We start from the raw sequence: 13,202 nt of genomic DNA on the forward strand, positions 1-13,202 counted from the left end.
CGAATCAGGATGCGTTGACGTGAACTTCTCTTCTTTTTGCCGCCGCGGTGCGCTGACCGGCATGCTGTTGTTTTTAGGAATTACCTCAGCCCAGGCGGCGGACTGGCCGCGTCAGGTCACCGACAGCTACGGGACACACACCCTGCCGAGCCAGCCGTTGCGCATTGTCTCCACCAGCGTGACCCTCACCGGCTCGCTGCTGGCGATCGACGCGCCGGTGGTCGCCAGCGGCGCCACCACCCCGAACAACCGCGTGGCCGATAGCCAGGGCTTTCTGCGCCAGTGGAGCGAGGTCGCCAAAGCCCGCAAGCTGGCGCGGTTGTATATCGGCGAACCGAGCGCGGAAGCGGTGGCCGCCCAGATGCCGGATCTGATCCTGGTGAGCGCCACCGGCGGCGACTCCGCCCTGCCGCTGTACGATCAGCTCAAAACGATCGCCCCGACGCTGGTCATCAACTATGACGATAAAAGCTGGCAAACGCTGCTCACCCAGCTGGGGCAGATCACCGGCCATGAGCAGCAGGCCAGCGCGCGCATCGCCGACTTCAATAAACAGCTCGTTTCGTTAAAAGAAAAAATGAAGCTACCGCCGCAGCCGGTCACCGCCCTCGTCTATACCGCGGCCGCGCACAGCGCCAATATCTGGACGCCGGAATCGGCCCAGGGGCAGATGCTCCAGCAGTTGGGCTTTAGTCTGGCGACGCTGCCAGGCGGCCTGCCCGCCAGCCACAGCCAGGGCAAACGCCACGATATCGTGCAGCTGGGCGGGGAGAACCTGGCGGCCGGGCTGAACGGCCAGAGCCTGTTCCTGTTCGCTGGCGACCAGAAAGATGTCGATGCCATCTACGCCAACCCGCTGCTGGCGCATCTCCCGGCGGTCGAAGGGAAACGCGTCTACCCGCTGGGCACCGAGACCTTCCGTCTTGACTACTACAGCGCCCTGCTGGTGCTCCAGCGTCTCTCCAGCCTGTTCGGCTAGCGCGGGCTGTGCCATCAGGACGGGAACCCAGCCTGAACGCTTTGCCGGGCGGCGCTGCGCTTGCCCGGCCTACAATGCCCGCCCCCCCAGGCCCGGTAAGGCGCAGCCGCCACCGGGCAATCGCCCCCTACTTAACTTTCGTTGACGATTTCCGGGCGCTGGAAGCGGCGCAGCTCGCGTAGCAGTCCCACCAGCAGCACGCCGACGAGGGCCAGCGCCCAGCCGCTGGCGCTGGCAGAAGCGACCGGCGTCATCACCGCCCCTAACCCGCCGAGCAGCGCCGCGCCGATGGCGTCGCCGGTGACGTTCTGGGCGGTCCACAGACCGTTAATCCGCCCGAGCATATGTTCCGGCGTCTGGGTCTGGATCAGGGTGTACTGCAGCAGCGAGCTAATAGCGCTCAGCCAGCCAAACAGCGCCAGGCACAGCGCACCCAACGCCCAGTGTGGCATCAGGCTGAACAGCGCAATGGCGACAAAGGAGCACACCGTCGTCGCCAGCATCAGCGCGCCCGGCCGCACGGTCTGGGCCAGCTGCCCGCTGGTCAACGCCCCCAGCGCCGCGCCGAGCGGAATCGCGGCGTACAGCAGGCCAATCTGTCCGGCCGACATCTGCCAGCTCCCGGCCAGCGCCGGATAGAGCACCCGCACCGCACTGGCCATGGTCAGCAGGCCGCCGAGCAGCGCAATCCCGCCGATAAGCGGGCTCTGACAGAGGAAGGTCAGCCCCGCCAGCAGGGCACGCAGCGGATGCTCGCGCGGCTGCGGAGGCGGCGGCAGCTGCGGCAGACGCAGCAGGGTTAAGGTGGTGATAAACGTCCCCGCCGCCGCCAGGCCGAAGTTCCACGCCACGCCGCCGGAGGCCAGCAGCAGGCCGCCGATCATGGGCGAAATCACCGAGCCCAGGCGCACCGTCAGCATAGTGATGGCCCCGGCCTGCATCAGGTTTTCCCGCCCCACCAGTGCCGGGGTCGCCGCCAGCAGCGCGGTCACGCCTAAAGAAGCGAAGAAACCGTCCCAGATCCCCAGCAGATAAATCGCCGCCAGCGACGGCTCCGGCAGCAGGGCGTTCAGACACAGGCCGACAAAGCCCACGCCGCAGGTGCCGCGCGCCAGCAGGATCAGGCGTTTGCGCTCATAGCGGTCAGCCAGTACGCCCCCCACCATCAGGCCAATAAACATCGACGCGCCGGTCAAGGTCACCGACAACCCGACCTGCCAGGTCGAATGGGTCATCATCTGGATCTGCACCGGGATGGCCACGCCCAGCAGACCAAGCGACAGAATAGAGATAAAGCGAGCGATAAAAACGGCGCGAAACGCCGGGTGAGTTTTCAGCAGGCTGAGGTTAAGCAGCCAGGATTGTCGGTTCATTACAGCGCCTTGTCGTTATTTTTAATACCCTTTTTCCTGTGGGTCATGCTACCATAGCTGAATAAAATCGATAACGATAATTACTATCATTATCATATCAGGGATGTCAGTTATGTCGTTTTCTACGACCGCGGTACGCTCTGTCGCCGTGCCCGGATTGTTGCTACTACTCGCCTTAGCCGCCGCGCTTAGCCTGACCATCGGCGCCAAATCGTTGCCGATCGGCACGGTATTCACCGCCTTTAGCGGAACCTGTCAAAGCGCCGACTGCACCATCGTGCTGGATGCGCGCCTGCCGCGCACCCTGGCCGGTCTGCTGGCGGGCATCGCACTCGGTCTCGCCGGCGCGCTGATGCAGACGCTCACCCGTAACCCGCTGGCCGACCCCGGCCTGCTGGGGGTCAACTCCGGCGCCAGCTTCGCCATCGTCCTCGGCGCGGCGCTGTTCGGGATCACCTCTCCACAGGAGCAGCTGCTGCTGGCGTTTTGCGGCGCGCTCTGCGCCTCGCTGCTGGTGGCCTTCACCGGCAGCCAGGGCGGCGGCCAGCTGAGCCCGGTGCGCCTCACCCTCGCCGGGGTCGCCCTTGCGGCGGTGCTGGAAGGGCTGTCCAACGGCATCGCCCTGCTCAACCCCGACGTCTACGATCAGCTGCGCTTCTGGCAGGCCGGTTCGCTGGATATCCGCACCCTGCAGACGCTGAAAATTGTCCTGCTGCCGGTGGTGGTGGCGGGGATCGCCGCCCTGCTGCTGAGCCGGGCGCTTAACAGCCTGAGCCTCGGCAACGATACCGCCACCGCCCTCGGCAGCCGCGTCGCCCGCACCCAGCTGATCGGCCTGATCGTTATCACCGTCCTGTGCGGCAGCGCCACCGCCGTCGTCGGCCCTATCGCCTTTATCGGTCTGATGATGCCGCATATGGCGCGCTGGCTGGTGGGGGCCGATCATCGCTGGTCGCTGCCGGTCACCCTGCTCGCCACCCCGGCGCTGCTGCTGTTTGCCGACGTGATTGGCCGCCTGCTGGTGCCCGGCGAACTGCGGGTATCGGTGGTGAGCGCCTTTCTCGGCGCGCCGGTGCTGATCTGGCTGGTGCGCCGCCAGCCGCGGGGAGGTGGCCTGTGATTGCTCCGTCCCGCCGCCTGATAGCCAGCTGTCTGCTGCTAATGGCCGCCAGCCTGCTGATTTCCCTGCTCGGGCTGGCGCAAGGCCCGGTGCCGCTAACGATTGACCAGGTGTTCTCGGCGCTGTTCGGCGACGCGCCGCGCAACGTCACGATGGTGGTAAACGAATGGCGGCTGCCGCGGGTGTTAATGGCGCTGCTCATCGGCGCCGCGCTCGGCGTCAGCGGCGCCATTTTCCAGTCGCTGACCCGTAACCCGCTCGGCAGCCCGGACGTGATGGGCTTTAACACCGGCGCCTGGAGCGGCGTGCTGGTGGCGATGGTGCTCTTCGGCCAGAACCTGACGGCGATCGCCCTGGCGGCGATGGCCGGCGGGGTGCTGACCTCGCTGGTGGTCTGGCTGCTGGCCTGGCGCAACGGGATCGAAACCTTCCGCCTGATCATTATCGGCATCGGCGTGCGCGCCATGCTGGTGGCATTCAACACCTGGCTGCTGCTGCGCGCCTCGCTGGAGACCGCCCTTTCTGCGGGCCTGTGGAACGCCGGATCGCTTAATGGCCTGACGTGGGGTAAAACCTGGCCGTCAGCGCCGCTGATCCTGTTGATGCTGGTGGGCAGCGCCCTGCTGGTTCGCCGGATGCGGCTGCTGGAGATGGGCGACGATACCGCCTGCGCGCTGGGGGTGCAGGTCGAACGCTCGCGCCTGCTGCTGATGCTGGTGGCAGTAGTGCTCACCGCCGCCTCGACGGCGCTGGCCGGGCCAATCTCATTTATCGCGCTGGTGGCGCCGCATATCGCCCGCCGCCTGAGCGGCACGGCCCGCTGGGGATTAACCCAGTCTGCCCTGTGCGGCGCGCTGCTGCTGGTGCTGGCCGATTACGGCGCCCAACGGCTGTTTATGCCGTGGCAGCTGCCGGTTGGCGTGTTAACCGTCAGCCTCGGCGGTATTTACCTTATTGCATTGTTGATTCAGGAGTCCCGCAAAAAATGAGTGCTGTCCCCTCCCGTTTGCGCGGCGAGCAGTTAACCCTGGCCTACGGGAACAAGACCATCGCCGAGTCGCTGAACGTGACCATCCCTGACGGTCACTTCACCGCCATTATCGGCCCCAACGGCTGCGGCAAGTCGACGCTATTGCGCACCCTCAGTCGCCTGATGACGCCCGCCAGCGGCCACGTCTGGCTCGACGGCGCGCAGATCCAGCAGTACGCCAGTAAAGAGGTTGCCCGCCGCATCGGGCTGCTGGCGCAGAATGCCACCACCCCTGGCGATATCACGGTGCAGGAGCTGGTGGCCCGCGGGCGCTATCCGCACCAGCCGCTGTTTACCCGCTGGCGCAAAGAAGATGAAGAGGCGGTGAACAAGGCGATGCGAGCGACCGGGATCAGCGATCTGGCGCTGCAGAGCGTCGATACGCTCTCCGGCGGCCAGCGGCAGCGGGCGTGGATTGCGATGGTGCTGGCCCAGGAAACGGCGATTATGCTGCTGGATGAGCCGACCACCTGGCTGGACATCAGCCATCAGATCGACCTGCTGGAACTGTTGAGCGAGCTGAATCGCGAGAAGGGCTATACCCTGGCGGCGGTGCTGCACGATCTTAACCAGGCCTGCCGCTACGCCACCCACCTGATCGCCCTGCGCGACGGCAGGATCGTCGCCGAGGGGGCGCCGAAGGCGATCGTCACGGCGGATCTGATTGAACGGATTTACGGCCTGCGCTGCACGATCATTGAGGATCCGGTGGCGCATACGCCGCTGGTGGTGCCGCTGGGCCGACGGTAATTCTCCCTTTCCCCGGCTTGCGCTACGCTGAGCCGGGCTACCTGCTGTAGCCCGAACTCAACCGTTATCCCAGAATCTCCCTGACCACCGGACCGATGGCTTCAAAGGCCTGCGGGGAGATAATGTCGACGTGGGCGCAGTTCTGGCTGAACACCTCCAGTTCCCCCACCCACGGGCCCCATACGACCTGCGGATCCATCCCCGCCTGCCGCGTCTTCTCCGCCACGAACAGCGTCGCCTTGCCGTCAAACTTCGCGCTGTGCGCGGTGGTTAACAGCCGCACCGCATCGGCATAGTTGCCTTCGATGGCGCTGAACAGCTCGCCGGAGGCTTGCCCCTGCTGGGCGGCAAGAAACGCTTCACGCTCGCGGGCAATCTCGGCCAGCACCGCCGGATCCAGCCCGTTCGCCTCTTTCTCCGCCCAGTTTTGCGTCTCCGGCGGCCAGGTATCCAGCAGGCCGAGGAAGGCCACCGCTTCGCCGCGCTGGCGCAAGCGGGCGGCAATCCCCTGGGCTAAGGTGCCGCCCAGCGAATACCCGAACAGGTAATAAGGGCCGTGCGGCTGCTGCGCCAACAGCGTTTGCAGATGATGCTCGCACACCTCGTCGAGGCTGGCGGCGCTGGCCATTGGCCCCTGCGGGCGCGGCGATTGAATACCGGTAATCGACCAGCGCGGGCTGAGATAGCGCGCCAGCACGCTGAACTGCCAGGCGAAGCCGGAGGCCGGATGGAAGCAGAACAGCGTCGGGCCCTCGCTCTCGCGCAGCGGCAGAAGCGTATCCAGCCCCAGGCGCTGAGCCTGCTCATCGCTGAGATCGGCCGCCAGCAGCGCGCTCAGTTTGCCCACCGTCGAGGCCACCATCACCTGCCCCGGGGTCAACTGCCGCGCCAGCTGGCGGCTAAGCTGTGCCGCCAGGCGCATCGCCAGCAGCGAATGGCCGCCGAGGGCAAAGAAATCAGCGTCGATATCATTCACCTCGCAGCCCAGCAGCTGACTGAAGGCGGCGGCGACAAGAGTTTCCATGCCGGGCTCCGGCGGCCGGCCGCTGCGCTCGCCGCCGAGGGTCGGCAGCGGCAGCGCTTTGCGATCCAGTTTGCCATTGGCGCTGAGCGGCAGCTCAGCGAGCTGCATCAGCACCACCGGCACCATATGCGGCGGCAGCTGTTCCGCCAGCCGCGCTTTCAGCGCCGCGGTATCCAGCGGCAGGCCGGAGTCAGAGACCAGATAGCCCACCAGCTGTCGGGCATCGCCGCCGGTCGCCGCCGCCTGGTTGAAGACGCAGGCGTGGCTCACCGCCTGCGCCACGTCCGGCAGGGCCGACATCGCCCGGTCAATCTCGCCAAGCTCGATGCGCTGCCCGCGGATCTTCAGCTGATCGTCGCTGCGGCCAAGATACTCCACCGCGCCGTTCGCCAGCCAGCGCGCCACGTCGCCGGTACGATACATCCGCTCGCCGGGGGCAAACGGGTCGGCGATAAAGCGGCTGGCGGTGAGGTCCGGACGCCCCAGATAGCCCTGCGCCAGCTGAATGCCGGTGAGATAAAGATCCCCCGCCACCCCCGGCGGCACCGGGCGCATTGCGGCATCGAGAATGCGCAGCCCGGTGTTCCATACCGGCCAGCCAATCGGCACGCTGCTGCCGGTCACCGCCGCCAGCTCAGGCCCGCAGGCCGGATACCAGCTGACGTCCACCGCCGCTTCCGTCGGGCCGTACAGGTTATGCAGCGGCGCGCCGGTTAAGCGCTCCCACTCGCGGCACAACTCCGTCGGCAGCGCTTCGCCGCTGCAGAATACCCGCCGCAGCGTGCGGCAGGCGGCGACGCTGTCGGCATCCAGCGAGGCGACAAACGCCGCCAGCATCGACGGCACAAAGTGGGTGGTGGTCACGCCGTAGCGGGCGAAGAACTGCTGCATCGCCTGCGGGTCGCGGTGCGCCTCCGGCTCGGCCATCACCAGCTGCGCGCCGGCGATAAACGGCCACCAGAACTCCCACACCGACACGTCGAAACTGCACGGCGTTTTCTGCGCCACCACGTCCTGGGCAGATAACGGATAGCGATCCTGCATCCACAGCAGGCGGTTGACGATGGCGGTCTGGCCGACCATCACCCCTTTCGGCCGCCCGGTGGAGCCCGAGGTAAAGATGATGTAGGCGGTATGGTCCGGTTTTGACAGCGCCAGCGGCGCGTCATCCACAACGGCCAGCGGCTGCTGGTAGCAGAGGCTCTCCAGCCCGGGGATATCGCTGAAGCGGGCCAGTTGATCCGCCGAGGCAATCAGCAGCGACGGCCGGGCGTCTTCCAGCATCATCCGCAGACGGTCGTCCGGGTAGCCGGTGTCCAGCGGCAGCCAGGCGGCCCCCGCTTCGACAATGCCGTGCAGCGCCAGGGTCAGGAACACCGAGCGCGGCAGGGCCACCGCCACGCTGTCGCCTGGCTTCACGCCGCGTTGACGCAGCAGCTGCGCGAGCGCCACCACCTGCTGACGCATCTCGCGATAGCTGAACTGCCAGTTAGCATCCGCCAGCGCCGGGGCATCCGGGGTCTTCCGCGCCTGGTCGGCCACCAGCGCGCTGAGGGTGGTGGCGGGCAGCGGCATAGCGGTATCGTTGACCGCCGCCAGCCGGGCCAGCTCGTCGGCGGAGAGCATCTCCGCGTCGCCGCAGCGCAGCGTCGGATCGGCGGCAAACTGCGCCAGCAGCGCGGTCAGTCGCGCCATGTGGCGACGCAGCTCGGCTTCATCATACCGGGCCTTGTTGGCGAGGATCTCCAGCGACAGGCCGCCGGTCTCATCGGGGAACAGCGCCAGCTCAAGATCGTTGACCGGGCCGGTGGCGAGAGTATGGGTCACCGCCTCGACGCCGTCGATATCCAGTTGGTAATCAAAGACTTTGACGTTCAGCACCGGGCCAAACAGCGGTTCGTCCCCTGCCGCTTTGCCGCTGTCGCGGACGATCTGCTCGGCGTCATAGCGCTGATGGCGGCGCATCTTTTTCAGCTGAGCGGCGAGGCGCATCGCCAGGTCCGCCAGCGTCTCCTGGGCGTCAATATGCACCGCCAGAGGCAGGACATTGAGCACCGGCCCCGTCGAGGTCAGCGCCGCTGAGCCCATCCGGCGCATAAAGATAAAGCCCGCCGCGTAGTCCATCCGGTTGCACAGGCGGCCCAGCCACAGCGTGGTGAGCGCCAGCGCCAGATCAGCGGGCTGACACTGCGGCACATGGCTGGCCAGGCGGCGGAAGGCGTCGGCGTTCATCTCCAGCTTCATCCGCCAGATATCGCTCCCGGCGGCGCGTCCGCCCAGCGGCGCGGCAGAGAGTGAGGCGGGAGCCGGTAACGCCTGACGCTGGGCCTGCCAGAAAGCTTTATCCCGCTGCCAGGCCTCGCTGCCGGCGTAGCGCTGGTACTCGTCCACCACCTCGGCGAAGGAGGTGAAAGGCGACTCAGGAGTGGCTTCCCCGCGCTGCCAGGCGCGGTAGATGGCGGCGATCTGCCGGGTTATCGCCGGGAAGCTAAAGCCATCCACCAGCAAATGGTGATAACGCTGATACCAGTACCAGCGGTCGTCGCCGACGCGCAGCAGCTGATGGCACACCAGCGGGTTACCGCCGTCGACGCGCAGATCCTGCGCCAGATCTGCCTGCATCCGCTCCGTGGCGGCACGATGCGGATCCGGCGTCGTACGCAGGTCAATGATGGGCGGTTCGGCAAAGGTGCGCTCCGCCGCTACCCACTGCCAGACTTCCCCCTCCTGTTCCTCAAAGCGCAGGCTGAGGGTGTCTGCCTGCTGCAGACCGGCGACAATCGCCTTACCCAGCAGCGCGGGGTCGAGCGCGCCGCGCAGTTCAACATAGTGGGCCACGCTCCAGGCGCCAGGCAGAGTGGAGAGGCGCTCGGCCATCCAGATCCCCGGCTGCGCGGCAACCAGCGGTAAACGAGTGGTCATGGTCAGCTCCTTATGCCGCATGATGAGCGGGGGTCAGTGTCGGCCAGTTAGCCGCCAGCCAGGCGTTGCACGCCTCAACCGACTGCGGAGGGCACACTGCCGTCCATCCGGCAGGCAGCGCGCAGTGCCCCGGCCACAGGCTGTACTGCTGCTGATCATTGCGCAGAATGTAAAACTGCCCTTGCGGATTGTCGAAGGGGTTACTGAATTGCATATCAAACTCCTGTCGTAAAGCGCTGTGCTAAGGGGGCGACAGCAGCGGCTGCCAGAGCTGGATAAGCCCTGCCGTCAGCCCGCCTCGCCAGCAGAGCGCATCATGCCCGCCGTCAACCTGACGCCAGAAAATTGTCTGCTGCGTGGTGGTGAGTTGCGCCAGCAGCGCCTGGTTGGCGCGAAAAATAATCGGTTCACGCTGGCCCGCCTCCAGCCAGATGCGCAGCCCGGCCGCGGACGCCTCGCCCTGGCGCAGACGTTCGCCGATAAAGCCCTCCCCGCGGCCATCGCGATGCGGCCACCAGTAGGAGCCTGACTGGCTGAGCACGCAGCCAAATCGCTGCGGCCAGTTGAGGGCGGCGAACATCGCCGCCAGGCCGCCGAAGCTTTGCCCGGCCACCACCGTCCGATCCGGGCGGTCGCTGAACGGGGCATGGCCGCGGACCAGGGGCAGGAGCTCCTCCTGCACCGCCAGCCAGAAATCGCGATGACAGGGCAGCTCAACCCCGCGGCGCTGGTTATCGATCGCGTCGATCAGCAGGTAGACCGCCGGCGGCAGTCTCCCCTCGCGGGTCAGCGCGGCCAGTGGCGACCACACCGGCATGCTTTCGGCCCAGAACTGGCCGTCAAGCAGGATCGCCAGCGGCCGTGTTTGCGGATCGACGGCCTCGCCGGGGGTGTAGATCCAGACCCGGCGATGGTTGCCCAGACGCGCGCTGCGCCACTCAAGGCAACGAGCGGGAGGATGCGCTGCATTAAGCTGGTCCCAGCCGGGCTGCGCCGGCGCCTGCGGCATCTCCAGAGCCGAGACCCCATGGCCGCGTCCGCCCCGCCAGCTGTGCGGGTTCAGCGGATCGGCTATCGCCCGCGGCAGCAGTTTGCGCCAGCCTTCGCGCAGCAGCGCGCGGTCCGGCTTATCGGCGCTGAACACCTCAGGGGAAAAATCATCGTCACGGTCGGAAGGAATAAAGCAGTAGCTGCCGCGCCAGGTCGGCGACAGCGTGGTTCGCCAGCACCAGGCGTCGGTCCCGGGCAGACGTTGCAGCGATTGCGGCCGCGCATTTTGATGGTGGTCGGTCACGCCGGTGATATAGAGCCATACCCGACGGCGTGGAGAACGCGTTTCATCCCCTGCCGGATCCCGCCACCAGAACGTCACCTCGATGGCGTCATCCACCGCCCGGGACTGCGGACCCTGCAGGGTTCGCCACCACTCCTCGCTTCCTGTCGTTAACATTCTGTCATTAACCCTATGTATCGCGTGACTTTTTTAATTAATTGTCATTCTTTATTGATAATATTATTGATAACTATTTGCATTTGCAATAGCGTATTAGCGCGCCGTGGGAAGCGCGTCTTTCACAACACATGTCGAAGAGAGCTTATTCAGCTAGCGACGGAGTGCCTTTGCCCTCTTCCGGCAACATTTATGCCGCCTCCCCTCCCGGTGGGAAGGGGCGTTTGGGGAACGTGGCGACAAAAAAAGCAGGAATAACAATGAATAACAGGATCAAATCCCTGGCCTTGCTGGTCAATCTGGGAATTTACGGGGTTGCTTTTCCGTTAAGCGCAGCGGAAACCGCCACCGACGATAAAAACAGCGCCGCGGAAGAGACCATGGTGGTCACCGCCGCCGAGCAGAACCTGCAGGCGCCGGGCGTCTCCACCATCACCGCCGATGAGATCCGCAAACGTCCGCCGGCACGCGACGTCTCGGAGATCATTCGCACCATGCCGGGGGTCAACCTGACCGGCAACTCCACCAGCGGCCAGCGCGGCAATAACCGCCAGATTGATATCCGCGGCATGGGCCCGGAAAACACCCTGATCCTGATCGACGGCAAGCCGGTCACCAGCCGCAACTCTGTGCGTCTCGGCTGGCGCGGCGAGCGCGACACCCGCGGCGACACCAGCTGGGTGCCGCCGGAGATGATCGAACGCGTCGAAGTGATCCGCGGCCCGGCCGCCGCCCGCTACGGTAACGGCGCCGCCGGCGGCGTGGTGAATATCATCACCAAAAAAACCGGCGATGAGTGGCACGGCTCCTGGAACACCTATATGAACGCCCCGGAGCACAAAGACGAAGGCTCCACCAAGCGCACCAACTTCAGCCTCAGCGGCCCGCTGGGCGGCGATTTCAGCTTCCGCCTGTTCGGTAACCTCGACAAAACGCAGGCCGACGCCTGGGACATCAACCAGGGTCATCAGTCCGAACGCACCGGGATCTATGCCGACACCCTGCCGGCCGGGCGCGAAGGGGTAAAAAATAAAAACATCGATGGTCTGGTGCGCTGGGAATTCGCCCCGATGCAGTCGCTGGAGTTTGAGGCCGGCTACAGCCGCCAGGGGAACCTCTATGCCGGCGACACTCAGAACACCAACTCCAACGACCTGGTGAAAGAGAACTACGGCAAAGAGACCAACCGTTTGTACCGCAACACCTACTCGGTCACCTGGAACGGCGCCTGGGACAACGGCGTGACCACCAGCAACTGGGCGCAGTACGAACGCACCCGCAACTCGCGCAAAGGCGAAGGTCTGGCCGGGGGTACCGAGGGGATCTTCAACAGCAACCAGTTCACCGATATCGATCTGGCGGATGTGATGCTGCACAGCGAAGTCAGCATCCCGTTCGACTATCTGGTTAATCAGAACCTGACGCTGGGCAGCGAGTGGAACCAGCAGCGGATGAAGGATAATGCCTCCAATACCCAGGCGCTGTCGGGAGGAGAAATTCCGGGCTACGACAGCACCGGCCGCAGCCCGTACTCGCAGGCGGAGATCTTCTCCCTGTTCGCTGAGAACAACATGGAGCTGACCGACACCACCATGCTGACCCCGGCGCTGCGTTTCGATCACCACAGCATCGTCGGCAACAACTGGAGTCCGTCCCTTAACCTGTCCCAAGGGCTGTGGGACGACTTCACGCTGAAGATGGGCATCGCCCGCGCCTATAAAGCGCCGAGCCTGTATCAGACCAACCCGAACTACATTCTCTACAGCAAAGGCCAGGGCTGCTACGCCAGCAAAGACGGCTGCTATCTGCAGGGGAATGAAGATTTAAAAGCCGAGACCAGCATCAACAAAGAGATTGGCCTTGAGTTTAAACGCGACGGCTGGCTGGCGGGCGTGACCTGGTTCCGCAACGATTACCGCAACAAGATTGAGGCAGGCTATGCTCCGGTCTATCAAAACGGTAAAGGTACCGATCTCTACCAGTGGGAAAACGTGCCGAAAGCGGTAGTGGAAGGCCTGGAAGGCACGCTCAACGTCCCGGTGAGCGAGACCGTCAACTGGACCAACAACATCACCTATATGCTGCAGAGTAAGAACAAAGAGACCGGCGATCGTCTGTCGATTATCCCGGAATACACGCTAAACTCCACGCTGAGCTGGCAGGTACGCGATGATGTTTCGCTGCAATCGACCTTTACCTGGTACGGCAAACAGGAGCCGAAGAAGTACAACTATAAGGGTCAACCGGTTACCGGCAGCGAGAAGAACGAGGTCAGCCCCTACAGCATCCTCGGCCTGAGCGCGACCTGGGACGTCACCAAATACGTTAGTCTGACCGGCGGCGTGGATAACGTCTTCGACAAGCGCCACTGGCGCGCGGGCAACGCCCAGACCACTGGGGGTGCCACTGGCACGATGTACGGCGCCGGCGCCGAGACCTACAACGAATCGGGCCGCACCTGGTACCTGAGCGTCAACACCCACTTCTGATAGCGGGTTCTCCCTGCCCCGCCCTTGCAGGATAAAGGGCGGGGACAACCACGGTATTCTTGCCC

At 65.0% G+C, this 13,202-nt stretch carries 9 protein-coding genes; 5 read left to right on the forward strand and 4 right to left on the reverse strand.

Going from position 1 to position 13,202, the window contains the following annotated elements; all coding sequences use genetic code 11:
• Positions 1 to 61 precede the first annotated feature (61 nt).
• Positions 62 to 979, forward strand: coding sequence for a Fe2+-enterobactin ABC transporter substrate-binding protein (gene fepB / locus ABLU73_RS06420; protein WP_153650209.1), 918 nt, complete (start codon positions 62 to 64; stop codon positions 977 to 979).
• A gap of 131 nt (positions 980 to 1,110) precedes the next feature.
• Here fepB and entS read toward each other — a convergent pair whose 3' ends face one another.
• Positions 1,111 to 2,352 carry an enterobactin transporter EntS gene (gene entS / locus ABLU73_RS06425; RefSeq protein ID WP_023288782.1) on the reverse strand — a complete coding sequence of 414 codons (1,242 nt, stop codon included), beginning with the start codon at positions 2,350 to 2,352 and terminating at the stop codon, positions 1,111 to 1,113.
• A 112-nt stretch (positions 2,353 to 2,464) separates the two neighbouring features.
• Between entS and fepD the strand changes: the two genes are divergently transcribed.
• Genes fepD through fepC form a run of 3 tightly spaced genes read left to right on the forward strand, consistent with a single transcriptional unit; the run spans position 2,465 to position 5,252 of the window.
• Positions 2,465 to 3,472, forward strand: coding sequence for a Fe(3+)-siderophore ABC transporter permease (gene fepD / locus ABLU73_RS06430; protein WP_004885733.1), 1,008 nt, complete (start codon positions 2,465 to 2,467; stop codon positions 3,470 to 3,472).
• Positions 3,469 to 4,461 (forward strand): iron-enterobactin ABC transporter permease, encoded by a 993-nt coding sequence (gene fepG, locus ABLU73_RS06435; RefSeq protein ID WP_348850095.1) that lies wholly within the window; start codon positions 3,469 to 3,471, stop codon positions 4,459 to 4,461. Before fepD ends, fepG begins: the two co-directional genes overlap by 4 nt.
• Entirely contained in the window at positions 4,458 to 5,252 is a 795-nt protein-coding gene (gene fepC, locus ABLU73_RS06440; RefSeq protein ID WP_049093694.1) for an iron-enterobactin ABC transporter ATP-binding protein, read from the forward strand. Before fepG ends, fepC begins: the two co-directional genes overlap by 4 nt.
• A 64-nt stretch (positions 5,253 to 5,316) precedes the next feature.
• Here fepC and entF read toward each other — a convergent pair whose 3' ends face one another.
• The 3 genes from entF to fes are packed head-to-tail and all read right to left on the reverse strand — an operon-like array spanning position 5,317 to position 10,648.
• Positions 5,317 to 9,198 carry an enterobactin non-ribosomal peptide synthetase EntF gene (entF, locus tag ABLU73_RS06445; RefSeq protein WP_192079183.1) on the reverse strand — a complete coding sequence of 1,294 codons (3,882 nt, stop codon included), beginning with the start codon at positions 9,196 to 9,198 and terminating at the stop codon, positions 5,317 to 5,319.
• Between the two features lie 10 nt (positions 9,199 to 9,208).
• On the reverse strand, positions 9,209 to 9,412 hold the full coding sequence (locus ABLU73_RS06450) for an MbtH family NRPS accessory protein (protein WP_065878910.1): 204 nt from the start codon (positions 9,410 to 9,412) through the stop codon (positions 9,209 to 9,211).
• Positions 9,413 to 9,439: 27 nt separating this feature from the next.
• Positions 9,440 to 10,648, reverse strand: a complete 1,209-nt coding sequence (gene fes, locus ABLU73_RS06455) for an enterochelin esterase (protein WP_048294363.1) — start codon at positions 10,646 to 10,648, stop codon at positions 9,440 to 9,442.
• A 260-nt stretch (positions 10,649 to 10,908) separates the two neighbouring features.
• Here fes and fepA point away from each other — a divergent pair, with 260 nt between their 5' ends.
• Positions 10,909 to 13,137: a siderophore enterobactin receptor FepA gene (gene fepA, locus ABLU73_RS06460; RefSeq protein WP_348850096.1), complete on the forward strand. Its 2,229-nt coding sequence runs from the start codon at positions 10,909 to 10,911 to the stop codon at positions 13,135 to 13,137.
• Positions 13,138 to 13,202: the final 65 nt, after the last annotated feature.

Origin of the sequence: Klebsiella sp. GG_Kp175, assembly GCF_040062325.1 — a bacterium.
Lineage (GTDB): Bacteria > Pseudomonadota > Gammaproteobacteria > Enterobacterales > Enterobacteriaceae > Klebsiella > Klebsiella quasipneumoniae.